The following is a 23943-nucleotide window of genomic DNA, read 5'->3' as shown; positions in this document are numbered from 1 at the left end:
AGGGTAAAGCAACATAATTGCTTGATATTTCAAGAGAATAGAACGATTGATTGTTCTCAATCTGTTAACAAAGTTTAGGCTTGATGTTGCATTTGTAAAAATACATGTTGCATTGAAACATTGATGAAATATCTGGCGATATGCAATAGATCGTCTCATGAAAACTACCTACCTTAAGAAGTTTTCTTAATCATGCACTCACTGTATTTGTATATGTAGATACAGAAATTTTTTATAAAACTATAACAGTTAAACCGTGTTTTGATAGCGTGCTATAGTTTTTTTTCAATCATCTGTAGCTATATATCCAGTCCTCTAAAGTTCAAAATAAAAATGAACAGGATTTACCGCCAACCTAAATCAACTTTCAAGACATAATGTGAACGCTGTTTTAGATTTTATATAAGTACATGATAGTGTTCTTCTTTTCTATTCCATTGTTGTTTTGTGTAGGGTCTGGTTGTTGCGTGTTTCTTAAAGACCTAAGTGTAAGTGTAACGCTTCTAAAATAGCTTGGATGTTAAAAAATGTTTATCACTTCTCAACTGAACATTATTCATAAAATTATTAAAAATCAGACTATTTCCACCTTGGTAATAGATCAGTTGGAACAGACTTATGTGAACCTTGAAGCAACCTTACTTAGAGCGAAAGTACTCAGGGATTTTTCTAAAACTCAAACCGTGTATTTAATTCAGTCTCACATTGAGCCACAGCAAAGCAGTTTGGCTTATCTATTCTCGCCATTTATTTTTGCGAACTTAAACAAAGCAGCCATTTATACAACACCGGCGACTCCACCTGTGCTAACTATCCTTAATAAATACTATCAAGCTGACAAGAAGGTCGTATTTAAGGTAGACGAAGTTTTAGAAAGCCTAAAAATATATCTAGATTTAGAATTAATAGAGATGGGAGAAGCTGAATTTATTTATTTAAATTTAATTAAAGCATTATGTCGAAGTGATATCTCTACAGTTTTTTTAATTACCCATTTAGAGCTTGATTTAGAAGCGTTAAAGCAACTTGAACAGTTCTTAAAAATAAAAATTCATTGGGTAAAAGTCGTAAAAGATGAGGGTCTAAAAGACTTAGATCAGTTGGATATGCGTAAATTATTATTTAAAAATAAAGATGAAGTGTATGTTCAATTATGCGCTCTGTTTGCTCAAATGAATGCAGCACTGGTCGGCCTATGCGATACCTTTACTGTCAATCAAATGACACACTTAATTGATGACATGTTTTACTCAGAGCATATTTTCGAAAAACTTTCTGTCTATTCAGAATATATGCAAACCTTATTGCAAAGTCAGCATAGTCTTCACAAAAAACAAATTGCTTAGCAATGCCATGCTTTTGATTGGTGTTATATCAAGATTGAATACTGTTATAAAAAAATAATCGTTTTCATGTGAAATAAATATTTTATGGTAAAAGCAAAGCAATATTGGTTTTACTTACATGACAAATTTAAATTTTGAGCATCATCTCGGTTCATTAACTCACGCTGCACTAAGTCAGGCTTCAATCATTTCGCGGGTATGGGGTGAAGGACCTTCTGAACGGTATGATGAATTGGCAAGTAACTTCAGACCGACTTTTGCCCGTATTAAAGAAGGGGCTTTAATCCGTGAGCAGCAGCATATTTTGCCCTATGAACAACTTCAATGGCTTAAGGATATTGGTTTTACACGGTTAAGACTTCCAAAAACTCATGGGGGCTTTGATGCAACCATTCCTGAACTATTTGCATTGCTCATTGAACTTGCAGAGGCCGACTCAAACTTACCGCAAGCTTTGCGTGTGCATTTTGGTTTTACAGAAGATGTCTTGGTAAGTAAAGATAAGGCGTTTCAACAGCGTTGGCTTAACCGAATTGCCAATGGCGAAACAGTGGGTAGTGCATGGTCTGAAGGCGGGAAAGAGTCAATCGATCAGTTTGAAACTCACTTATATCGAGATAGTGATGGAAAAATTCGCGTTAAAGGCAAAAAATACTACACCACAGGGAGCCTATATGCAGACTGGGTGGATGTTGGGGTAACAGATTTAAAAGGAGAGTCTGGCTCAGTTGTTGTTCGCCGTGAAGATGAAGGTGTAGAAATTGTTGATGACTGGAATGGTTTTGGACAGCAGCTTACTGCAAGTGGTACGGCATATTTCCACGATGTATTGGTCGATGAAGCTGAAATTTTACCTGACGATGACCGTTTTAAATATTCGGCTGCTTACTATCAACTGGTCCAACTGGCAATCATTACAGGTCTAGGGCGTGCTGCAACCTATGATGTTTCTCAAGCTGTTGCTAAACGTACCCGAAACTACACGCATGCGAATTCCCAGTTTGTAAAACAGGATCCGCAAATTTTACAAGTAGTAGGACAAATTCGTGGCGCGGCTTATAGTGCAGGAGCGATTGTTGAAAAAGTGGCACAAAGCTTACAGCGTGCTTACTTGGCTGCATTTCAAAATAATGAGCAGCTTGAAGAAGAGCAAAATGCGCTTGCCGAACTTGAAAGTGCGCAGTCTCAAACGGTCATTACCGATCTAATTTTAAATGCTTCCACGATTTTATTTGATGCTTTAGGTGCTTCTGCAACAGACAAAGATTTAAGCCTAGATCGATACTGGCGTAATGTAAGAACTTTATCTTCACATAATCCGAGAGTATTTAAAAATCGAATTGTCGGTGATTTTAGTGTAAACGGCACATTACCACCTTATCAATGGCGTATTGGTGAAGTTGCTAAACAATAAATTATAGTTTTAGATATTAAGCTGCTATTTTGAGTGGCTTAACATTATTTTTATTTCTTAAAATAAATTATAAAAAACTATTAGAATAAAATCATATTTTGTTTGGGGTATATATTATAAAGAAAATATAAAAATTGCTTTAGTATAAAATTAAATAGAATGCTGGTTGATATTTTATGACTAAGAGAATTAGTTTTAACGCTTTTGAAATGAATTGTATAGCCCATCAATCTCCTGGATTATGGCGACATCCTCAAGACCGATCTGTTGAATATAAAGATTTAGAATATTGGACAGATTTAGCACAAATTCTTGAGCGTGGTTTTTTTGATGGTATTTTTATTGCGGATGTGCTTGGTATTTATGATGTTTATCATCAAAGTGCTGAACATGCCTTAACAGGTGCAGTACAAGTTCCAGTCAATGATCCGCTACAGATTGTGCCAGCGATGGCAGCCGTCACCAAGCACTTGGGTTTTGGCGTCACGACCTCTATTTCCTTTGAACATCCGTATCCTTTTGCTAGACGTATTAGCACGCTAGACCATTTAACCAAAGGGCGAATTGGATGGAATATCGTGACGTCTTATTTAGAAAGTGGTTCGAAAAACTTGGGCCTAAAAACTCAGGTTAATCACGACAATCGTTATGATATTGCTGATGAATACTTAGAAGTTCTTTACAAACTTTGGGAAGGTTCTTGGGAAGAAGGTTCGGTACTCCGTGACCGTGAAAGCGGTATCTTTGCTGACCATAAAAAAGTGCATCCAATTCAGCACGAAGGTAAATACTTTACTGTACCGGGCATCCATATTTGTGAACCATCACCGCAAAGAACACCAGTACTTTACCAAGCAGGTGCATCTTCACGCGGGCAGAAGTTTGCCAGTCAAAATGCCGAGTGCGTATTCATAGCGGCGCCGTCTAAAATTGCCACTAAAAAAGTGGTACAGGGCATTCGCCAAAAATTGGCTCAAGAAGGCCGCGACCCGTACTCAGTTAAAATTTATGCACTTTTGTCGATTGTCACTGATGAAACCGATGCAAAAGCACAGGCTAAGTTTAAGGAATATCAAACCTATGGAAGCTACGATGGCGCTTTAACATTGCTATCTGGCTGGTCGGGTGTTGATTTTTCACAATATCAACCCACTGACAAAGTTGAATATATTCAAACCAATGCCATTCAATCTTTATTAGATTCTTATGTAAATGCAGATCCAGAACGTGTTTGGACCATTGAAGAAATTGCAAACTGGAACAGCTTAGGTGGGAATGGACCTGTGTTAGTGGGTTCGGCAGAAACAGTTTCAGATGCTCTACAGCAATGGGTTGAAGATACAGATGTCGATGGCTTTAACCTTGCCTATATTTTGGCGCATCAAACCTTTGCCGATGTGGTTGAATTTATTGTGCCAGAGTTGCAAAAACGAGGGGTATATCAAACCTCATATGCACAAGGAACATTAAGAGAAAAATTATTTGGTGCTGGGCCATATTTACCTGAAAATCACCGCGGTGCAAAATATCGTAATCTAAAAGAGTTAAAACTTGCTGAGGCGAGTTAATATTTTAGAAAACCTTTAAATAAATAGCTAGTTAAATACCAGCTTTTATTTTGTCTTTTTATATCGGTTTTACTGCTGAGTAAATAATGAAAAGATAATTCTATAATTAAGATTAAAACATCAGATTAATTTGTTTTTATATGATGTGAATAATCATTATTTTGTTCCTGTGATTAAAATTCAGGAATTATTAAGTGAGCACACAAGAACTCGATCATAACCATCGTTATGAAATTAAATCTCCCGATGATGTTTCACAATTAATTTCAAAATTTGCAGGGAAGGGTAAATCGAATAAAGTTATTTGGTTAGCACTAATTGGGGTGTTTATTGATGCTTATGATTTAACAACGCTGTCCTTTGGTATTGAGCAAGTTATCTCAGAGTTTTCTTTAAGCCCTGTGATGACTGGTGTGGTGGCTTCAGCAATTGTCTGCGGAACCATTGTGGGTAACCTGATTGGTGGTTGGCTGACAGATAAAATCGGCCGTTATCGGGTCTTTATGGCGGACATGGTGCTCTTTGTGATTGCTGCAATTGTTGCTGGTTTTGCACCGAATGTCTGGGTTTTGATTTTAGCCAGATTTATTATGGGAATTAGTGTTGGTATTGATTTGCCGGTGGCAATGTCATACTTATCTGAGTTTTCCAAATTTAACGGGAGTAGCAACAAGGCAGCGCGTTTAGCTGCATGGTGCCCAATGTGGTATGCCGCTTCTTCGGTCTGTTTTGGTCTAGTTCTGGCGCTTTATTTTCTTTTACCCCCTGAGCATAGCAACTGGCTATGGCGAGCATCTTTAATTTTTGGAGCAGTGCCAGCGTTACTCATTATTTTTATTCGTGGTAAATATTTAACTGAATCACCAATCTGGCTTGCAAACCAAGGCGATTTAAAAGGGGCGGCTCAAGTTCTACAAGAATCCTATGCAATTAATGCAGTCGCTACAGTTGAAAAAGTAGAAAGAACTGCTGAAAAGAAAAAGCGCGAGGGGTTTGCGGTTTTATTTAATAAAACCTATTTGCCAAGAACTATTGTGGCAATTGTGATTCACATTTCGGTGGCATTTCAGTACACGACCATTGCCTTCTTTTTACCTTCTATTTTAACGCGTTTTTTTCATACCGATGTCTTGACGACCATTACCACCACACTTGGACTCAACTTACTGTTTGCATTTACGGGCGGGCTGTTAGGCGTATTTGTTGCTAGCAGATTTAAATCTCGTCATGTGTTGCTCACAGGCTTTTTACTCCAGTTTATAGCCCTCATTGCTTTGGCATTCATTGGTGAACCCGGTAATAGCTTTTTACTCTACACCGCAATTGGCATGCTAGGTTTGTGGCTTTTTGCCGAAGGCTTTGGACCTGGGGCACAAATGATGGTGTATCCGACTATGGCTTATCCAGCTTCGATTCGTGGCGTTGGTGTTGGCTTTAACCGTGCGGTAACGGGTGTTGCTCAAGCAATTGCTTTGTTTGTTTTACCGATCTGGATGGCGGGATATAAAACTGATGTTTACCTGATTATTTCTATTTTTGCGTTTATTCCTTTAATTGTGATTGGACTACTGATTAAGTTTGAGCCTACCGCCCAAGATGTCGATGTTATCGATGAAGATAAAACAGAACTTCCTCTCAATAATTCACCAGTAATCGATTAGAGTAAAAATAAATATCTAGATAAAAACAAAGGCCAACATCTGTTGGCCTTTGTTTTTCGAGTTAGAAGTAATAAGCAAAAATTACAAATGCTTTTTTATTCCATTTATCATTAGTTCCACCAGCCGCAAGGCCTTCACTGTCTCCTAGATATGGATCATGTTTACCCATTAGTAACTCAGCTTGTACTGTCAATTTTTGATAGTTAAAGGCAATGCCGGGAATAAAACGGGTTGAATCTTTAAAGCCATCTTGCTCTTTTCGATAAGAACTATAGTTTAAATACGGGCGAACAGAAGTAATTGGTCCAAACTGCTGAGGAAATAGATAGCTCAGTTCGGCTGAATAAATCTGACCTTTGGTTGCCGAATTAAATGAATAATCGAAACCGCCCAAAGTCAGATGATCTTTAAATTCATTGTCGGCATTATCAATGTCTTGATAACCAGCCAAAAGCTGTAAATTCCATTGGTTATAATTGGTATTGCTAAAAACTGAATAGACTTGGCGATCGCCATCTTGCCCTGAACGTTTATTTTCAATGGTGGAATACCATGCAGAGGCGCCCAGTTGGGTAGAGAAATTTTCTCGGCCTAAGATATTCTTAAAGGTATGAGCACCGCGAACAACAATTGAGTTCTTTTCTTTGGTATTGGTGCCTTCTGGTACTGAGTCATCTGCATTGACAGGGTTGATACTAAATCGACTCGAGTCTTTGCTTTTACCTCTATAGGTGCCACCATCGGTAGGATAAAAGGCGAGTTGTGCTTCATTGATTCCATCATTGAAATCATATTTCACCCCAAGGTTGTGTACATCTTCCCAACCAGCACTATTGGCAATGCCTAAATAATAAGTATTTCCCCAAAAGCGTCCCAAGCCAAAAGGAACGGGGTTTAAGCCAGCAATAATTTTACTGTTGTCATTAATTTTATAACCCATCCATGCATCGGTGAGCCAATTGGCATCGCCTAAATGCCCGTAATATTCATAAATCCGATAATCTAAGCGGCCAATCCATTTCGAAGAGTTGTAATCTAGCCATAATACGGCGTCATTAAAAGAAAATTTACTGGTAGAGGGTTCAGAGTCAAAATCATAAACATATTTAGCCCGAACAGTACCACTTACTTTAAGTTCACCTTCTTCAGAATTGCCAAAGGTAAGCGCTGCATGACTTGAGAGGCTGAATGTAATTAAAGACGTTGTAATTAATGTTTTTTTCAAAATTTGAGAATGTTTAAACAAAAGAATTTTTCTCCTCTTAAAAATAAAAATTAAATTTGCGTCATGTATAAACCAGAAAAAGATTTGCCCAAATCTCAATATTTGCAGAAGATTTAAGATAAAAAGATAATAAAATCTGAACTTTATATAAAAGAATAAAAATTAATTAGATGCAAAACTCTGGATGCAATATGCAAAAATAAAAATGATCAAATATGAGAGGATAAAATACTTAGAGGGCATCTGTCAGGTTTTCCTAATCATATGATTTGTGAATATCGTTTTTAGTTATTGATATATAAGTATTTTAATTTTTATTTTAATCTGTAAGTTTAATTAGAATTTGCTTTTTACCAAAAGATAAAAACTTATAAGGAAAAGTTATTTATAAAAATTAGATAAGCAACTCATATTTTTTTATTTTTCATTATAAAGCCGGCTGCATACCATGGGCTTATATTATTGAAAGATCATGAAATTATGAGCACAAAGACCAAACCGTTGATTATCACGGCAATTGTGGTTGTAGCAATTGTTGCATTTATCGTATGGCAAAATAAGAAAGATAATAATACGGGTGCTTCAGTTCGTGACAACAAACCTGTCGTGATTGCTTATCAAACTGGGGTTGACCCAAGCAAAGTTGCACAGGCCAACGGAGATTATGAAAAACATAGTCAACGGACCATTCAATGGAAAAAATTTGATGCGGGTTCAGATGTAGTTAATGCACTTGCTTCAGGTGATGTTGTACTTGGCAATATTGGTTCAAGCCCACTTGCTGCTGCGGCAAGCCGTGATTTACCGATTGAAGTATTCTTAATTACTTCAAAACTTGGTGGGTCTGAAGCATTAGTGGTGAGTAATAAATCAGGCATTAAAACCCCTCAAGATTTAATTGGCAAAACCATTGCTGTACCTTTTGTTTCAACAACCCATTACAGCCTTTTGTCTGCACTTAAACATTGGAACATTCCAGAAGACAAAGTAAAAATTATTAACTTGCGTCCACCTGAAATTTCAGCGGCGTGGGAACGTGGTGATATTGATGCTGCCTATGTTTGGGAACCTGCATTAAGTAAAGCTAAAGCATCTGGTACGGTTTTAACTGACTCGAAACAAGTCGGTGAATGGGGTGCTCCAACTTATGACTTATGGGTTGTACGTAAAGATTTTGCAGAGAAAAATCCTGATTTCTTAAAAGCTTTTGTCCAAACCACGCTTGAGCAGCTTGAAAAATATAATCAAGACCCAGCTGCTTACGTTAAAGATGCCGATAACGTGCAAAAAATTGCGCAGCTTACAGGTTCTAATCCAAAAGATATCCCACTTTTATTAAGTGGAAACATCTACCTTGACCACGCTCAGCAAAAACAAACGTTAGATGGTGAATTTGCACAAAATATTTTTGATACAGCGAAGTTCTTAAAAGGTCAGGGTAAGGTCGATCAACTGAAAGCCGATTATAAAGGCAATGTGAATTCTTCATTTTTGCAGCCTTAAGGAGTTGTCATGAGTGTACTTGAAGCCAAACATATTCATCTGACTTTTCCTAAACAGCAAAAGCCAGTTTTACAAGACATTAACCTAACCATTGAAGAAGGTTCTTTAACCGTGATTTTAGGCGAGTCAGGTTGCGGCAAAACAACTTTGCTTAATATCTTGGCAGGGTTTCAAAAGCCGAGTTCTGGTGATGTGCTTGTAAATCATGAGGTCGTAACTGGTCCAGATGTAACCCGCGCTGTGGTGTTTCAGGATCATGCCTTACTTCCTTGGTTGAATGTTGCAGATAATGTTGGCTTCGCTTTGCAGTTAAAAGGTTTAAAGCGTGCAGAGATTGAGAAACAAGTGAGTGCAATTTTAAAAATTGTGGGTTTAAGTCACGTTGAAAAAGCCAATATCTGGGAACTTTCCGGTGGTATGAAACAACGTGTTGGTATTGCCAGAGCTTTGATCAGTCACGCGCCGTTTATTTTATTAGATGAACCTTTTGCCGCATTAGATGCTTTTACGCGTGAAAACATGCAGCAGTTAGTGCTCGATTTATGGATTCAACAAAATAAAAGCTTCTTTTTGATTACTCATGACATTGAAGAAGCATTATTACTCAGCAATCAGCTGGTACTAATGACAGCGCATCCAGGCAAGATTGTAGAAACTCTACACCTCGATTTTGCCCAACGGTACCGTCAGGGTGAGTCTATTCGCTCAATTAAATCGGATTCTCAATTTATTCAGCTCAGAGAACAGCTATTTGAAAGTTTAAGGGCACAAAAACAAAGCGGTCAGGAGGCGTTACCTACATGAACACTAAAGATAACGTCTATGAATATGACAAAGCAGAGCTTAAACCTGAGTTAAATGTGCAAACAGAAAATGCTTCATTTCTATCGTTATTTTTTGAGAAGCATCGTACTTTGGCGGTCAGCATAATCAGTGTGGGAAGTGTAGTTGCACTCTGGTTCCTCATTACTGCTTTGCATGTTGTACCTGAACTGTTTTTACCGAGTCCACAGGCCGTCTGGCAAAAATTTATATCGGTCAGCCAAGAAGGCTTTATGAAGGCTACTTTATGGCAACACTTGGCAGCCAGTATCTCACGTGTATTTTTGGCTTTGATTGCTGCCGTGGTGATTGGTGTTCCGCTGGGTTTGTGGATGGGGCTGAACAAATGGGTTCGTGCTGTTCTAGATCCTTTGGTTGAATTATTACGTCCAATTCCACCGTTAGCTTATTTGCCGTTACTTGTTATTTGGTTCGGTATTGGTGAAACCACAAAAGTACTTTTGATTTTCTTCTCGATTTTGGCGCCTGTCATTATTAGTAGTGCGCATGGTGTGTTAAGCCATCAGCTTAATCGTGAACGTGCGGCATTGTCATTAGGGGCAAGCCAGTCACAAGTCTTTTGGCATGTCATTTTACCAACGGCTTTGCCTCATATTATTACCGGTATTCGTATTGGTCTTGGGGTGGGCTGGTCAACATTAGTTGCAGCTGAGTTGGTTGCAGCGGACCGTGGTATTGGTTTTATGGTGCAATCGGCAGCACAGTTCTTAATTACCGATACGGTGATTCTGGGCATTATTGTGATTGCGATTGTCGCAGTTAGTTTTGAGCTGTTTTTACGTTGGTTACAAAAACAGTTTTCTCCTTGGTATGGTCAGCAGTTGTAGTAAAGAAGATGAATACAGTAGTAGCAAACTTAAATATAGAAGTGATCAAGCCTACCATTGGCGCAATTATTCACGATATTGATTTGAATGCGTTAAATGAACAGACAACGCAACAAATCCAGCAGGCTTTGCTTGATCATCAGGTCATTTTTTTTCGAAAGCAACAATTAGCACCACAAGTACAAGCAGACTTGGCACGTAGTTTTGGCACGTTGCATGTGCACCCGATTTATCCTTCAATTGAAGATGTACCTGAGGTGATGGTGCTCGATAGCTGGAAACAAGACTTACGTGACAATGAACTTTGGCACACAGATGTGACTTTTAGTAAAACTCCACCTTTAGGTTGTGTGTTGCAAGCCATTAAAATTCCACCTGTAGGCGGCGATACATTATGGTCGAGTAATACAGCAGCTTTTAAAGGGCTTCCGCTTGAGTTGCAGCAAAAATTGCGTGGCTTAACTGCAACGCACGATATTCGTAAGTCTTTTCCGCTTGAACGATTTGCTCATAACGAAGAAGAGCGTGAAAAGCTTTTGCAAACCTTTAAGCGTAACCCGCCAGTGGTTCATCCAGTGGTGCGTACTCATCCGGTTACAGGTGAGCCTCTGTTGTTCGTAAGTGAAGGCTTTACCACACACATTAATGAGTTACCCGAACAAGAAAGTGAGCAGTTGCTTAATTTCCTATTTGGACATGCGACCCAAGAGCAGTTTCATTTGCGTTGGAAGTGGCAAGATGGTGATGTCGCGATTTGGGATAACCGTTGCACACAACATAAAGCATTATTTGATTACGGAGATGCTCATCGCATCATGCACCGTGCAACTATTAACGGTGATGTGCCATTTTATAAAGAAGAACAACAGCCAGAGTTAGCAGAGGCTTAATTCCTTTAATTATTCTTTGTTTCAATTCCAACTCTGAGTTTTGAGCTGGAATTGAAACAGTAACTCTTTAGCGCATTCCAAAACCTGACAATATGCCTGTGTAGTTCTTTAGAGGAGGTGAAGCCCAATCACCAACTTTGCTGGTTTTTAAATTTAACTGAACTAACATTTCAGCCTGTTTAACTGCTGCTGTAACGCCGTCAATAACAATCACTCCCAATTCATTTTGTAGTTTTAGGCATAAATCACTCATACCTGCACAGCCCAAAACAATTGCATCGCTTTTATCTTCTGCGAGTGCTTTTTTGCACTCATCTCGTATTGTTCGATAAGCATCTGAGTCAGGAAGCTCCAAATCTTCAACTGCAATATCACAAGCTCGAACATTTTTGCAAAATGGCGTAGCCCCATAGCGATGAGCCAGATGCCAACTCATATTCACTGTGCGTTGTAAGGTCGTGACCACACTAAAACCAGTACTTACATAACTTGCAGTTCGCATAGCTGCTTCGGCAATCCCAATCACAGGTGCCGAACTGATTTCACGGGCGGCATAAAGCGCAGGATCACCAAAACAGGCAATAACATAAGCATCTACATCTAGAAGTTCACCTTGGCGAATTTCCTCTAGCACACCTACGGCACTTAGGGCTTCATCATAATAACTTTCAATTGTTGCAGGGCCCATTTGAGGACTCACAGTAATAATTTGAGTATCAGAATTTGCGACTATCTTTGCTGATGCAGCAATTTTGTCAGTCATGCTTTGAGTAGTATTAGGATTAATAATTTTAATTTTCATTGTATTTTTACCTTAGTCATTGCCGATTTAGCATGGGCAAGTGGTTGGTTAAGAAATCGGTAAATGACAAAACCGAATCCCATCCCAATAAACCATGTGAAATTAGCCAGCCCAGACAGTTGTGGTAAAAGTACGCAGAGAATAGGAATTAATGAAGCTGGAATTAACGCATAAAAGGCAGAGTGGTTATAACCATTTTTGTACCAATACAAACCCTTGGTATCTAAGATATATAAATCATCTACCACAATTTTTTGTTTTTTAACAAGATAAAAATCTGCTAGCAGTACACCAAAAAGTGGACCGATAAATGCACCTAAAATATCAATGGTGTAATGGATCACTTGAGGGTTATTAAACAAATTCCATGGGGTAATGAAAATTGAACCTACTGCTGCAATCATTCCACCCATACGCCAGCTAATTTTGCTCGGTGAAACGTTGGAAAAATCAAATGCAGGTGAAACAAAGTTAGCAACAATATTAATTCCGATAGTGGCAATCATTAAGGTCAAACTACCTAAAATGACTACAGATGTGTTATCCAGTTTTCCAACCATCTCGATAGGGTCTGTTATAAGTTTTCCATATACTGGAAGCGTTGCCGCAATACACACTACAGTAAGTAAAGAAAAGCCTAAGAAGTTAATTGGTAAGCCAAGAAAATTCCCCATTTTAATCGCGTTAAAGCTTTTACCATAACGAGAGAAGTCGCCAAAATTCAGCATCGGCCCTGAGAAATATGAGACAACGAGCGCAATAGCACCAATCATGACTGGTACAACTGCAAAACCGTCGTATTGAACCCCACTTAAATTTAAATCAATATTCTGCCAGCCAGCTTTCCAGATCAGCCAGACTGCCATGGCAAACATTACAACGTAGACAGCCGGACCCGCCCAGTCAATGAACTTACGAATGCTGTCCATGCCAGACCAGAAAACAATCGCTTGTAGTAACCACAGCAGCATGAAGCCAACCCATCCTAAATAGGAAAGCCCAAGAAAGCCGTAAGTTGAAACATCAGCATAGGCTGACCAGTCTGGAAAGAACTTTAAAATGACCAATAAGAATGCACTTGAGGCCAAATATGTTTGAATGCCATACCATGCGACAGCAATAAGACCACGGATAACGGCAGGAATATTTGCACCAAGCACACCGAAGGTTGCGCGGCAAATCACAGGATAGGGCGTGCCTGTTTGTTGGCTAGACTTGGCAATGAGATTTGTAAAAAACTGAACAATTGCAATGCCGATCAGTAAAGATAAAAGTACCTGCCAGCTGTTGAGCCCTAGTGCAAAAAGGCTTCCAGCCATGACATAACCACCGACGCTATGAACATCCGACATCCAGAAAGCAAAAATATTATAAGCACCCCAAGTTTGCTTTTTTAAAGGAGCTAAGTCTTGATTTGTTAGTTTTGCATCATAAGAAGGTTTAATTATTGCTTCACTATTATTCATCTTGAACACTCACTTCCCTATGTTGGGCGGGCACGTTCTTCAGCAGCTTGAAATACTGACTAAAAGAATGAAATTAAAATTGTGCACAATGTGATATTTAAATTGTGCACAATTTTATTGAGCAAAAGTTATGCCAAAATTGAGATGGAGTATTGATGAGTGATTTCGCTTGATACAATTTTGGAATATGAAGAGAGATATTTATAAACGGAGACGTGCTTAATTTTTTATAAAAAGCAAATAAATTTAGGTATATAAGTGGATATTTAGAGATTTAATATTGAATTATTCAGCTCAGCATAGATAGTGTAAAAATGAGAGAAATATTTCCAAACGCTTAAGTTAAACTTACACTATTCAAAATAGATGAAGTTCTAAAAAGAGGAGACATTAATAAAAATGGAGAAATCAATGTCATCGAATGCACCAAAAAAAACCGTAGAAATGAGCAATGATGAGATTGATGACCATATATATAACGCTATTGTAGATGCTATTTTAAATCGACAACTCGCTCCGGACGCACGTTTAGTTGAAGCACCTTTATGTGAAGCATTTGGTGTAACGCGAGGAGTGTTAAGACGTGTTTTCGTCAAACTTGCACATGATAAGGTCATCGAAATTCAGCCCAATCGTGGGGCACTCATCGCAAAACATAGCACAAATGAAACAAAAGAAGTCTTTGAAGCACGCAGCATGCTGGAAATCGCCACTGTAAAAAAACTAGCACAAAAATCTCATCGCCTAGATTTTAGTGAGCTTCGGACTTTAGTAGAACAAGAGTCGGATGAGCGTTTAGCTGGAAATTGGGCCGAATGGATTAAGCTATCAGGTCAATTTCACCTAAAACTTGTCGAAGCTAATCAAAATTCGATCATGACCAGTTATTTGCAGACACTTATTGCGAGGACTTCGTTATTAATTGGATTGTATGAAATTCCAAAACATAATAATTGTTCGGCAGATGAACACCGTGCAATTTTAGATGCCATTGAACAAGGTGATGAAAAACGAGCAACTCAATTGATGGAAGATCATTTAGAACACTACGCAACCACATTTATTGAAGAAAACAGTACAGTATCTGCCGAGCAAAATTTATTAAATTTATTTAAAAATAAGAAAATTGAAACAACTCAAACGAATTAAAAATCTGGGCCAATTCCTGTGGAAAAGGCCCAGATTGGTTATTTTATGGGAATGATTTGATGTGTTAAAAAATCAATAAATAGTTTTACTTTTTTCGATAAAATCTTACGGTTTGGCCATGTGACATATAAGTGAAGTGGCTGACTGGTATAATCTTCCAAACATTTCTGTAACTTACCTTCTTTGTAATAAGGCTCTGCAATAAACTCTGGAAGAAAAACAATACCGTGATCTTTTAAACACATATCCAATAATAGTTCACCATTATTACACGTCATCACAGGGAAACAATTAAAAGACACTTCTTTCTGATCTTTTTGAAAAATCAATTTTTTATGTCGGCTATCTTGATAGTAAATTAGAAACTTATGTTCTTTAAGTTCTTCTAAAGAAGTAGGTAATCCATGTTGATTGAAATATTCAGGTGTTGCATATAAATAACGTTGATAGGTATTTAAAATTTTACTATTTGCCAAACTTGGCGCAGATCCATCTAAGCGTATGGTCAGATCAAATTTATGTTGATTCACATCTAATAGCTGATCTGTCATAAACAAATCAATTTTAATACTGGGATATTTCTCAATAAAGTCTGAAATGATATGTTGAAGGAAAATGTTGCTAAAAGACATGGGCGTATTGAGCTTGAGTTCGCCTTCAGGATATTGCTGGTTATAGCTAATCTCGTAAGTTGCCCATTCAAATTCACTCAATATAACCTTGCAATGTTGGTAAAATTTTTCCCCACAACTGGTCAGATTCATTTGTCTGGTTGTTCGATTTAATAGCGTTGTTTTTAAATCATTTTCGAGGTAGCAAACACGTTTGGCTACCAAATCACGAGAAATATCGAGTGCTCTAGCTGCGCTACTAAAATTCCCATGTTCTACGACACTTACAAAAGTGGAAATACAGTCTAATCGATCCATGGATAACTAAAAATTAAAAAATATATATCCATGATTAAACTATAAAAATTAAAAAGCAATCATTGATTTGATTGTATCCATACAGGATACAGATTCGAGCTGTTTTGCTGTCTATGTTTTTACATTTTTATCTGTTTTGATAATAACCAGTAGGCAATTTTAAAAGTCTTATATAATGAATAATGGAGTTTAGACGTGAATAAATCTCTTTTAGAACAACTATCACCAACCAATTGTCAGGTTATTTTTATTGATCATCAGCCGCAAATGGCTTTTGGGGTACAGTCAATAGATCGCCAAGTATTAAAGAATAATACTGTAGGGTTAGCAAAAGCAGCTAAAACATTCAATATTCCTGTCACGATTACGACAGTTGAAACTGAAAGCTTCTCTGGTCATACCTACCCAGAACTTTTAAATGTATTTCCAGATGCTCCTTTACTAGAACGTACTTCAATGAACTCATGGGATGATCAAAAAGTACGGGATTCGCTTGCAAGAAATAATCGTAAAAAAGTGATTGTTTCAGGTTTGTGGACTGAAGTGTGCAATAACACCTTTGCTTTTGGCGCCATGCTTGAAGGCGATTATGAGATTTATATGGTCGCAGATGCTTCAGGCGGTACATCGAAAGAAGCACATGACTACGCCATGCAGCGCATGATTCAGGCAGGTGTGGTTCCAGTAACTTGGCAACAAGTATTACTCGAATGGCAGCGTGATTGGGCACACCGTGATACATACGATGCAGTTATGGCGATTGTACGTGAGCATTCTGGTGCTTACGGTATGGGTGTGGACTATACCTATACAATGGTACATAAAGCACCTGAGCGTACAACATCAAAACATGAAGTACTTGCACCAGTTCCCGCAAAATAAGAAATAGTTGAGTTAAGGGTATTCCGTATTTAAGTTGATTGATTCGATTTTTGACTCTATTTGATAAGTGGAAAAGCCATCTGCAACTGTTCGAGGCAGGACAAAATCTGAAAAGATTGTAAGTGAACGAGTTTTGCAGATGGCAATGGTTTTGGTTACTTTTCCCGAAAGAAAAGTAACAGAATTAACCACTCTTATTGGATGTAAAACGGTCAGACTCCGTCGTGTAAAATCAAAAAGAATAATGAAATATATATGTTGCTATACCTTTATTTTTTAGAACGATAATTCACAAGAATGGAGTTCAAAATGACCGAAATAAACCTCATACTCAAAAACGGTAAAATCACAACTTTAGATCCAAAAAGTCCAGAAGTACAAGCAATTGCCATAGCAGACGGTAAAGTCGTATGCACAGGCACGAATGATGATGTCATGAAGCTCGCAACAGCGACCAGCAAAGTTGTAGACTTAAATGGCCGTCGCGTTATACCGGGTCTAAATGACAGTCATCTGCATATTATTCGTGGTGGCCTCAATTATAATATGGAGCTGCGCTGGGAAGGTGTGCCATCCGTTGCAGATGCATTACGCTTACTCAAAGAACAAGCAGATAATACGCCAGCTCCGCAATGGGTTCGTGTAGTAGGCGGTTGGACTGAATTCCAGTTTGCTGAAAAGCGTTTACCGACTTTAGAAGAAATTAATAAAGCTGCGCCAGATACTCCAGTATTCATTTTACATCTATATGCCAGTGCCATGCTCAACCGAGCTGCCCTTGATGTATTAGGTTTTAATAAAGACACACCGGACCCGCCAGGTGGCAAGATTGTAAGAGATGAAAAAGGTGAGCCAACAGGACTGTTGCTCGCAACGCCATCCGCTATGATTTTATATTCGACCTTAGGTAAAGCACCGAAATTGCCAGTTGAAGACCAAGTTAATTCAACTCGTCATTTCATGCGTGAATTAAACCGATTAGGTATTACTTCAGCAATTGATGCAGGTGGTGGCGGTCAAAACTATCCTGAAGATTATGATGTGATTAAGCAATTGCACGATCAAAATCAAATGACAGTGCGAATTGCTTACAACTTATTTGCTCAAAAGGCAGGTCAAGAGCTTGATGATTATCGCCGTTGGACAGAAATGACATTTCCGGGCGATGGTGATGAGCTATTTAGAATGAATGGAGCAGGTGAGAACCTGACGTGGTCAGCGGGTGACTTTGAAGATTTCTATGAGCCACGTCCAGATTTACCAGAAAAAATGGAAGGCGAACTCGAAGCCATTGTAGAACACTTGGCTGAAAAGAAATGGCCATTCCGTATTCATGCAACTTATGATGAAAGTATTAGTCGGTTACTCAATGTATTTGAGCGCGTCAATTCAAAACAGCCATTCGCAACTCGATTTATTATTGACCATGCCGAAACTGTATCTGAGCGTAATATCGAACGTATTGGTGCATTGGGTGGCGGTATAGCCATTCAACACCGTATGGCATATCAAGGTGAGATTTTCGTAAAACGCTATGGTGCCGAAGCTGCCCAAGCAACGCCACCAGTCAAGAAAATGTTAGAACTCGGTGTACCTGTGGGTGCGGGAACGGATGCGACTCGTGTTGCATCTTATAACCCTTGGGCGTGTTTGTATTGGCTGACTACAGGTAAAACAGTCGGCGGTTTGCCGCTGTATGATGAAAAAAATTTATTAGATCGTCAAACCGCCCTCAAACTCTGGACTAAAGGTTCGGCTTGGTTCTCAGGTGAAAAAGATATTAAAGGATCACTCACAGCAGGTGAGCTTGCTGATCTGGTCGTATTGTCAGATGACTACTTCAAAGTGGAAGCAGAAGATATCCAGTGGATTGAGTCTGTACTCACTGTTTTAGGCGGAAAAGTGGTATATGCAGGTGCAGAGTTTAAGCAAGATGATCCGCCGCTACCACCAGCATCTCCAACATGGTCGCCAGTAAAACGCTTTGGCGGTCAGTGGCGTTTATCCGAAAATCGTAATGCACCCTCGAATCAGTCATTACAGTCACAAAGTGCATTGTGTGAATGTGCTAGCAGCTGTGGCATGCATGGGCATAGTCACTCTTGGATGCTTGATGTTCCTGTAAATGATAAGGATAAAAAATCTTTCTGGGGTGCACTCGGGTGTTCTTGTTTTGCATTTTAAATAAAACAGTTTAGGAACCTGCCTGGTTAAATGGCTTGCTTCCCTAAGGTATGTACGATGAAAATGTACTTGTTATCTTTGGCTGTAGGGTTGCTTGTTGGTGTCTTATATTATGTTTTAAATGTTAAGTCACCAGCTCCACCTCTTGTTGCGTTAGTCGGATTATTAGGGATGGTAATAGGAGAGCAACTTCTTCCTTTTATTAAGTCCTATTTTTAAGCTGTTTCATTCAAAAAAAAGCTAAATGGTGTCATGCCATTTAGCTTTTTATATTAATAAGTATCTTCAATTACTTTAAACGGCGGCCTTGTTCATCAATGATCACTTCACCATCTTCTTTTGCAAAATAGCCTAAGTTTTGTGAATCTAAAATGTCCAGTACCATCTCAGAAGGGCGGCAAAGTCGCATGCCTTTTGGTGTAACCACAAATGGGCGATTAATTAAAATTGGATATTGCACCATAAAATCAATTAACTGTTCATCGGTCCAATGGTCTTGTTCTAACTCTAAATCTTTATAGGGATCAACATTTTTACGGATTGCTTCACGTACAGTTAGGTTTGAATCCTTAATGAGTTGAATCAATTCATCTTTACTTGGCGGTGTTTGCAAATATTCAATAACGATAGGTTCAATTCCTGCATGACGAATAAGCGCCAATGTATTGCGCGAGGTCCCGCAAGCAGGGTTATGGTAAATCTTCACTAGCTCAGTCATGACAAATTTATCGATGAATTAAGATATTGCATTTATATATGGATATCCGTATATTTGCAATAACGAATATATTTTGTTGAAGATATGATCAACCAAATCGATTTCTTTAAATGTCTATCTGACCAAACTCGGTTAAATATTCTTAAATTAGTTCTAAATAAACAAAATATTTGTGTCTGTGAGCTAACCGAACAGCTTGAGTTGAGCCAACCCAAAATTTCTAGACACTTAGCTTTGTTACGAACTCATGGCGTATTACTGGATGAAAGAAAAGGACAGTGGGTTTATTACAGCTTAAATCCTGATTTACCTGTTTGGGCTTTAGATATTTTAAAGGTGATAGAAAATGACGAGAGTGGGACAAAAGTAAAACAACAAGATCAGTCTTTCATCACGACAACGTGTTGTGATTAATCTTCCTAGATTTCCGTCTTTAAAATTTAGATTTTCTTAGCATAAGTGCATAAGTCATTTGTGTGTATTGAGCAAAATTAATCAATTCTTTCTTCGAGTAGAACATGACTAAACAAGGGCTTTCCTTTTTAGATCGAAACCTGACGCTATGGATTTTTATAGCAATGGCTTTAGGTTTAGCGATTGGAGTTTTCTTTCCTCAGGCATCTGTGTCTTTAAATGAATTAAGTGTAGATAACGTTAATATTCCAATCGCAATCGGTTTGGTTTTAATGATGTATCCGCCATTGGCAAAAGTGGAATATGCGGCTTTACCAGAAGTATTTAAGGATAAGAAAACCTTAACTTTATCTTTGATACAAAACTGGATTATTGCTCCAGTTTTAATGTTTATCCTTGCGATTGTTTTTTTGCATAACTATCCGGAGTATATGACGGGCCTTATTTTGATAGGCTTGGCACGTTGTATTGCAATGGTATTGGTCTGGAATGGCTTAGCTTGTGGTGATAACCAATATGTTGCAGCTTTAGTCGCCTTTAACAGTATTTTTCAGATTTTATTTTTTAGTACCTATGCATGGTTGTTCTTAACTTTCTTGCCGCCATATTTTGGTGTGGCAGGACAAGTGATTGATGTCAATTTCTGGACCATCACACATGCTGTTTTGGTGTACTTAGGTATTCCATTCTTAATGGGGTTCTTGACGCGTTTGATTTTAGTCAAGTCGAAAGAGTTGGAATGGTATCAAACTAAATTTTTACCAAAGATCAGCCCGATTAGTTTAATTGCTTTACTTTTTACCATTGTGGCGATGTTTAGTTTAAAAGGTGGCGATGTGGTGAGCTTACCTTTAGATGTATTACGTATTGCGATTCCACTCACGATTTACTTTGTAGTGATGTTCTTTATTAGTTTCTTTATGAGTAAACGGATGGGGAATAACTACCCACGTACCACTGCTATTTCATTTACCGCGGCAGGTAATAACTTTGAGTTGGCTTTAGCTGTAGCTATTGCAACTTTTGGTTTAGCATCACCTGTAGCATTTACCACAGTGATTGGACCATTGGTTGAAGTACCAGTGTTGATCTCACTGGTTTCGGTTTCGCTTTGGTTAAAGAAAAAGTATTACTCTTAAAATCGTAAAATTTATTTGAACTATTTTTTGCTAAAAATAACTTTAAAAAGTGCCTTTATATAGGCATTTTTTATTGCGTAGCTTTTATACTTAGGTCATTGTAGGTAATAGTTTTTGCATGAGTTCAATGAAGTTTGACACTTTAGCTGAGTTTTCATTTTCTCGTGTAATTAAGTAAATAGGCGCATTTAGTTTTATTGAATCATCAAACTCGCGATAGACGATTTCATGGTCCCAAAAGTTATGCATTGAAGCGGGCACAATACTAATTCCAATACCGGCAGCCACTAAATTGAGGGTCGCAGTAGGGCGTGGTGCTTCTTGAATAATACGCGGACTAAAACCTGCCTGATAGCAGCTATATAAAATATTGTCATATAAGCCTTGCCCTGAAGAGCGACGGTATAAAACAAAATTTTCCTCTGACAAGTTACTTAAACTAATTTTTTTCTTCTGTGTAAGCGGATGGCCGATAGGTAAGGCCACCACCATTGGCTCGTTTAATATATGAAGATGCTTCAAACCAATATCTCGGCTAATCGGCGCTCTTAAAAAGGCAATATCAAGTTTTTCTGAAATTAACCAGTCCAGTTGCTTTTGACTGCCTGCTTCTTCAAGTTTGGTTTGCACAGCAGGGTACATTTCCCGATATGAACGTAATACGAGTGAAATGAGCGGATGCAAACCTGCGGAACTTGTAAAGCCAATATTGAGTTGTCCAGTTTTACCTTGGCTAACATCTTGGACCAATTGGGGAATATGGCGGGCATGTTCTAATAAAAGTTGTGCTTCTTTAAATAATGCTAAACCCGCTTCCGTCGGTTCAATCCCGCGCGGTTGACGAATAAGTAACTGTGTACCGAGTTCTTGTTCAAGTTTTTTAAGTAAACGCGTTAAAGGTGGCTGTTGAATAAACAAACGGTTTGCTGCATGAGTAATATTTCTTTCTTCAACCACCACTACAAAGGCATGAAGCTTATATAAATCGAGCATAGGAATACCTTTAGGGTATGGTTAATGAAAATAAAAGCATTTGTAGATATATCATAAAAGTATCATTCTATCTTGGTCGGATAAAGTGAAAAGTAACGAAAATGAACCATGTTGAGATTGCCGTGCAGAAGGATACCGTTCCTACTTGCACAGAGTTATTTTTAGGTTTTTTAACATTAGGTTTAATTGGATTTGGTGGTGTGCTGCCTTTAGCCCGTAAAGTTATTGTAGAGCAAAGGCATTGGTTAAGCCCTGAAAAATTCACTGAGTTACTTGGTCTGTGTCAATTTTTACCGGGCGGCAATATTATTAATTTATCGGTTGCGATTGGCATGGAGTTTCGCGGTGTCCGTGGAGCAGTGAGCTCACTCATTGGTTTAATCTTCGCACCTACCGTAATTGTTGTACTTTTACATTATGTCTATGAGCAGTTCCAAGACAACTTAATGGTTAAGCACCTTTTTGAAGGTTTAGGAGCAGCAGCAGCAGGGCTTCTGGTTGCAACAGGTTTGAAAATGTTTAAGCCCTTATTACGTAATCCATTAGCAATCTGTGTTGTGGTAGCGGCAATTGTCAGCATTGCTTTTCTAAAAATTCCTTTACTTTTGACTATGCTGATTTTACTTGCGTTTTATTCAGCCATCATTTGGAGACGTGTGTAATGGGTGCCGTACTACTTACTTTAGCAATCATTTTTACTCAGTTGTCTCTTATTGCATTTGGTGGTGGGAATACAATTTTGCCCGAAATGCAACGCCAAGTAGTCGATATCCATCACTGGATGACGGCGCAAGAATTTAGTGCTCTGTTTGCCATGGCACAAGCTGCACCTGGTCCAAATATGATGATTGTACCTTTGGTAGGGTGGCATGTAGCAGGGTTGTCTGGTTTATTGGTGACGTCTACTGCTAAATTTTTACCGTCATCTCTTATTACTGTATTTGTGATGAGAGGCTGGTCAAAATTCAAAGATAAGAAATGGCGCCGTGTTTTACAGCTTGCTTTACAACCTGTCACTGTGGGAACGGTACTTGCCAGTGCTTGGATTATCTCTGAGGCAGCGGCAATAAATACTTTACTTATCATTATGGTAGTCATTGCAACTTTATTATCTTTAATTAAAAAAGTTCATCCTTTGCATGTTTTGATTGCTGGGGCTGTATTTGGTGTGGTCTTACTCTAGTTTAACCAGTTTGCCGACCTGCGCTGGGATGAGTTCAGGTTGGCTTTTTTTGATTGAAGAAATGATAAAATCTAAAAAACCGATCAAATATATAAAAACATACTGTTTTACCTATTCACTGTTTTAACGTACTATGCATCTATTGAAAGAATTTGGATGCATTGGAGTAAAAACAGATGTTAGATCAAAACATTAAAACTCAATTAAAAGCTTACCTAGAACGTTTAGAAAGTCCAATCGAATTAGTTGCTGCTTTAGATGAATCAGATAAAGCTGCTCAAATTAAAGAATTAGTAACTGAAATCGCTGAGCTTTCTGACAAGGTAACAGCCCGTTTTGATGGTAACAATACACGTCGTCCAAGCTTTGGTGTGGCTAAAGCAGGTGAACAGCCTCGTGTATTCTTTGCAGGCTTACCAATGGGCCATGAGTTTACCTCTTTGATCTTGGCTTTGTTACAAGTGTCTGGCTATGCACCTAAAGTGTCGGATGAAGTTTTAAATCAGATTAAAGGCTTAAACCTCAAAGCCAACTTTGATGTATTCGTATCATTAAGCTGTCATAACTGTCCGGATGTGGTACAGGCGCTTAACCTGATTGCCATTTATAACCCGAACACCACGGCAACCATGATTGATGGTGCATTCTTCCAAGACGAAGTGGAACAACGCAAAATCATGGCTGTACCGATGGTATTCCAGGACAATGAGCACATTGGTCAAGGTCGTATGACCCTTGAAGAGATTGTGGCAAAACTTGATACCAACTCGGCTGAAAAAGACGCAGCAGCACTCAATGCCAAAGATG

Annotated in this window: 23 protein-coding genes; 17 read left to right on the top strand and 6 right to left on the bottom strand. The window is 38.4% G+C overall.

The window, feature by feature from the left end; all coding sequences use genetic code 11:
* Positions 1 to 527: 527 nt before the first annotated feature.
* The 4 genes from MKL36_RS16100 to MKL36_RS16085 all read left to right on the top strand — a co-directional run bounded on the left by MKL36_RS16100 (position 528) and on the right by MKL36_RS16085 (position 5989).
* Positions 528 to 1346, top strand: a complete 819-nt coding sequence (locus tag MKL36_RS16100; protein ID WP_021510712.1) for a hypothetical protein — start codon at positions 528 to 530, stop codon at positions 1344 to 1346.
* 118 nt (positions 1347 to 1464) lie between these two features.
* Positions 1465 to 2760, top strand: coding sequence for an acyl-CoA dehydrogenase family protein (locus MKL36_RS16095; protein WP_021510713.1), 1296 nt, complete (start codon positions 1465 to 1467; stop codon positions 2758 to 2760).
* 176 nt (positions 2761 to 2936) lie between these two features.
* The gene (locus tag MKL36_RS16090) at positions 2937 to 4328 is read left to right on the top strand and encodes an LLM class flavin-dependent oxidoreductase (RefSeq protein ID WP_021510714.1); all 1392 of its coding nucleotides are present in this window, start codon (positions 2937 to 2939) and stop codon (positions 4326 to 4328) included.
* A 194-nt stretch (positions 4329 to 4522) separates the two neighbouring features.
* The gene (locus MKL36_RS16085; RefSeq protein ID WP_021510715.1) at positions 4523 to 5989 is read left to right on the top strand and encodes an MFS transporter; all 1467 of its coding nucleotides are present in this window, start codon (positions 4523 to 4525) and stop codon (positions 5987 to 5989) included.
* Between the two features lie 61 nt (positions 5990 to 6050).
* Here MKL36_RS16085 and MKL36_RS16080 read toward each other — a convergent pair whose 3' ends face one another.
* Entirely contained in the window at positions 6051 to 7235 is a 1185-nt protein-coding gene (locus tag MKL36_RS16080; protein ID WP_021510716.1) for a hypothetical protein, read from the bottom strand.
* A 441-nt stretch (positions 7236 to 7676) separates the two neighbouring features.
* Here MKL36_RS16080 and tauA point away from each other — a divergent pair, with 441 nt between their 5' ends.
* From tauA to tauD, 4 genes are read left to right on the top strand one after another with little or no spacing between them, the layout of a single operon-like run.
* Positions 7677 to 8717, top strand: a complete 1041-nt coding sequence (tauA, locus tag MKL36_RS16075) for a taurine ABC transporter substrate-binding protein (protein WP_086374089.1) — start codon at positions 7677 to 7679, stop codon at positions 8715 to 8717.
* 9 nt (positions 8718 to 8726) lie between these two features.
* On the top strand, positions 8727 to 9521 hold the full coding sequence (locus MKL36_RS16070; protein WP_021510718.1) for a taurine ABC transporter ATP-binding protein: 795 nt from the start codon (positions 8727 to 8729) through the stop codon (positions 9519 to 9521).
* Positions 9518 to 10387 (top strand): taurine ABC transporter permease TauC, encoded by an 870-nt coding sequence (gene tauC, locus MKL36_RS16065; RefSeq protein WP_001092652.1) that lies wholly within the window; start codon positions 9518 to 9520, stop codon positions 10385 to 10387. The genes MKL36_RS16070 and tauC overlap by 4 nt, the downstream gene beginning before the upstream one ends.
* 8 nt (positions 10388 to 10395) lie before the next feature.
* Positions 10396 to 11277 carry a taurine dioxygenase gene (gene tauD, locus MKL36_RS16060; RefSeq protein ID WP_021510719.1) on the top strand — a complete coding sequence of 294 codons (882 nt, stop codon included), beginning with the start codon at positions 10396 to 10398 and terminating at the stop codon, positions 11275 to 11277.
* 67 nt (positions 11278 to 11344) lie between these two features.
* Here the strand turns inward: tauD and MKL36_RS16055 are convergent, their stop codons facing one another.
* The gene (locus MKL36_RS16055) at positions 11345 to 12079 is read right to left on the bottom strand and encodes an aspartate/glutamate racemase family protein (RefSeq protein WP_021510720.1); all 735 of its coding nucleotides are present in this window, start codon (positions 12077 to 12079) and stop codon (positions 11345 to 11347) included.
* Complete coding sequence (locus tag MKL36_RS16050) at positions 12076 to 13545, bottom strand: NCS1 family nucleobase:cation symporter-1 (RefSeq protein ID WP_021510721.1); 1470 nt, start codon at positions 13543 to 13545, stop codon at positions 12076 to 12078. The genes MKL36_RS16055 and MKL36_RS16050 overlap by 4 nt, the downstream gene beginning before the upstream one ends.
* 399 nt (positions 13546 to 13944) lie before the next feature.
* On the opposite strand from MKL36_RS16050, the gene MKL36_RS16045 reads away from it, so the two are divergent.
* On the top strand, positions 13945 to 14694 hold the full coding sequence (locus MKL36_RS16045) for a GntR family transcriptional regulator (protein ID WP_171251835.1): 750 nt from the start codon (positions 13945 to 13947) through the stop codon (positions 14692 to 14694).
* 38 nt (positions 14695 to 14732) lie between these two features.
* On the opposite strand, the gene MKL36_RS16040 is transcribed toward MKL36_RS16045, so the two are convergent.
* Entirely contained in the window at positions 14733 to 15623 is an 891-nt protein-coding gene (locus MKL36_RS16040) for a LysR family transcriptional regulator (RefSeq protein ID WP_000375416.1), read from the bottom strand.
* A 195-nt stretch (positions 15624 to 15818) separates the two neighbouring features.
* Here MKL36_RS16040 and MKL36_RS16035 point away from each other — a divergent pair, with 195 nt between their 5' ends.
* From MKL36_RS16035 to MKL36_RS16025, 3 genes are all read left to right on the top strand, one after another.
* Entirely contained in the window at positions 15819 to 16505 is a 687-nt protein-coding gene (locus tag MKL36_RS16035) for a hydrolase (protein WP_021510723.1), read from the top strand.
* 309 nt (positions 16506 to 16814) lie between these two features.
* Complete coding sequence (locus MKL36_RS16030) at positions 16815 to 18689, top strand: amidohydrolase (RefSeq protein ID WP_021510724.1); 1875 nt, start codon at positions 16815 to 16817, stop codon at positions 18687 to 18689.
* Positions 18690 to 18746: 57 nt separating this feature from the next.
* Entirely contained in the window at positions 18747 to 18908 is a 162-nt protein-coding gene (locus MKL36_RS16025; protein WP_000784879.1) for a DUF1427 family protein, read from the top strand.
* 70 nt (positions 18909 to 18978) lie between these two features.
* Here the strand turns inward: MKL36_RS16025 and arsC are convergent, their stop codons facing one another.
* Positions 18979 to 19407, bottom strand: coding sequence for an arsenate reductase (glutaredoxin) (gene arsC, locus MKL36_RS16020; RefSeq protein ID WP_021510725.1), 429 nt, complete (start codon positions 19405 to 19407; stop codon positions 18979 to 18981).
* Positions 19408 to 19491: 84 nt separating this feature from the next.
* Here arsC and MKL36_RS16015 point away from each other — a divergent pair, with 84 nt between their 5' ends.
* Positions 19492 to 19821 (top strand): ArsR/SmtB family transcription factor, encoded by a 330-nt coding sequence (locus MKL36_RS16015; protein ID WP_021510726.1) that lies wholly within the window; start codon positions 19492 to 19494, stop codon positions 19819 to 19821.
* Positions 19822 to 19925: 104 nt separating this feature from the next.
* Positions 19926 to 20960 (top strand): ACR3 family arsenite efflux transporter, encoded by a 1035-nt coding sequence (arsB, locus tag MKL36_RS16010; protein ID WP_021510727.1) that lies wholly within the window; start codon positions 19926 to 19928, stop codon positions 20958 to 20960.
* Positions 20961 to 21050: 90 nt separating this feature from the next.
* Here the strand turns inward: arsB and MKL36_RS16005 are convergent, their stop codons facing one another.
* A complete protein-coding gene (locus MKL36_RS16005) occupies positions 21051 to 21953 on the bottom strand; it encodes a LysR family transcriptional regulator (protein WP_000886385.1) in 903 nt (300 codons plus the stop codon).
* 101 nt (positions 21954 to 22054) lie between these two features.
* Here MKL36_RS16005 and MKL36_RS16000 point away from each other — a divergent pair, with 101 nt between their 5' ends.
* The 3 genes from MKL36_RS16000 to MKL36_RS15990 all read left to right on the top strand — a co-directional run.
* Positions 22055 to 22615: a chromate transporter gene (locus MKL36_RS16000; RefSeq protein ID WP_021510729.1), complete on the top strand. Its 561-nt coding sequence runs from the start codon at positions 22055 to 22057 to the stop codon at positions 22613 to 22615.
* Positions 22615 to 23136 (top strand): chromate transporter, encoded by a 522-nt coding sequence (locus MKL36_RS15995; RefSeq protein WP_000501457.1) that lies wholly within the window; start codon positions 22615 to 22617, stop codon positions 23134 to 23136. The genes MKL36_RS16000 and MKL36_RS15995 overlap by 1 nt, the downstream gene beginning before the upstream one ends.
* A 176-nt stretch (positions 23137 to 23312) precedes the next feature.
* Positions 23313 to 23943 (top strand): thioredoxin family protein (locus MKL36_RS15990; protein ID WP_032016289.1); only part of this gene is annotated, 631 nt, incomplete at its 3' end.

This window comes from Acinetobacter sp. AOR12_HL (genome assembly GCF_027855275.1).
GTDB classification, from domain to species: Bacteria; Pseudomonadota; Gammaproteobacteria; order Pseudomonadales; family Moraxellaceae; genus Acinetobacter; species Acinetobacter baumannii.
This window is presented reverse-complemented; position numbering and strand designations above follow the sequence as displayed.

Bases quoted from the DNA above. Each gene is read 5' to 3' on its own strand.
- MKL36_RS16015 (WP_021510726.1), top strand. From the start codon at position 19,492: ATGATCAACCAAATCGATTTCTTTAAATGTCTATCTGACCAAACTCGG.
- tauD (WP_021510719.1), top strand. From the start codon at position 10,396: ATGAATACAGTAGTAGCAAACTTAAATATAGAAGTGATCAAGCCTACC.
- MKL36_RS16050 (WP_021510721.1), bottom strand. From the start codon at position 13,545: ATGAATAATAGTGAAGCAATAATTAAACCTTCTTATGATGCAAAACTA.
- MKL36_RS16045 (WP_171251835.1), top strand. From the start codon at position 13,945: ATGGAGAAATCAATGTCATCGAATGCACCAAAAAAAACCGTAGAAATG.
- MKL36_RS16070 (WP_021510718.1), top strand. From the start codon at position 8,727: ATGAGTGTACTTGAAGCCAAACATATTCATCTGACTTTTCCTAAACAG.
- MKL36_RS16000 (WP_021510729.1), top strand. From the start codon at position 22,055: ATGAACCATGTTGAGATTGCCGTGCAGAAGGATACCGTTCCTACTTGC.
- MKL36_RS16030 (WP_021510724.1), top strand. From the start codon at position 16,815: ATGACCGAAATAAACCTCATACTCAAAAACGGTAAAATCACAACTTTA.
- tauC (WP_001092652.1), top strand. From the start codon at position 9,518: ATGAACACTAAAGATAACGTCTATGAATATGACAAAGCAGAGCTTAAA.
- MKL36_RS16025 (WP_000784879.1), top strand. From the start codon at position 18,747: ATGAAAATGTACTTGTTATCTTTGGCTGTAGGGTTGCTTGTTGGTGTC.
- MKL36_RS16090 (WP_021510714.1), top strand. From the start codon at position 2,937: ATGACTAAGAGAATTAGTTTTAACGCTTTTGAAATGAATTGTATAGCC.
- arsC (WP_021510725.1), bottom strand. From the start codon at position 19,407: ATGACTGAGCTAGTGAAGATTTACCATAACCCTGCTTGCGGGACCTCG.
- MKL36_RS15995 (WP_000501457.1), top strand. From the start codon at position 22,615: ATGGGTGCCGTACTACTTACTTTAGCAATCATTTTTACTCAGTTGTCT.
- MKL36_RS16100 (WP_021510712.1), top strand. From the start codon at position 528: ATGTTTATCACTTCTCAACTGAACATTATTCATAAAATTATTAAAAAT.
- MKL36_RS16040 (WP_000375416.1), bottom strand. From the start codon at position 15,623: ATGGATCGATTAGACTGTATTTCCACTTTTGTAAGTGTCGTAGAACAT.
- MKL36_RS16095 (WP_021510713.1), top strand. From the start codon at position 1,465: ATGACAAATTTAAATTTTGAGCATCATCTCGGTTCATTAACTCACGCT.
- MKL36_RS16055 (WP_021510720.1), bottom strand. From the start codon at position 12,079: ATGAAAATTAAAATTATTAATCCTAATACTACTCAAAGCATGACTGAC.
- arsB (WP_021510727.1), top strand. From the start codon at position 19,926: ATGACTAAACAAGGGCTTTCCTTTTTAGATCGAAACCTGACGCTATGG.
- MKL36_RS16005 (WP_000886385.1), bottom strand. From the start codon at position 21,953: ATGCTCGATTTATATAAGCTTCATGCCTTTGTAGTGGTGGTTGAAGAA.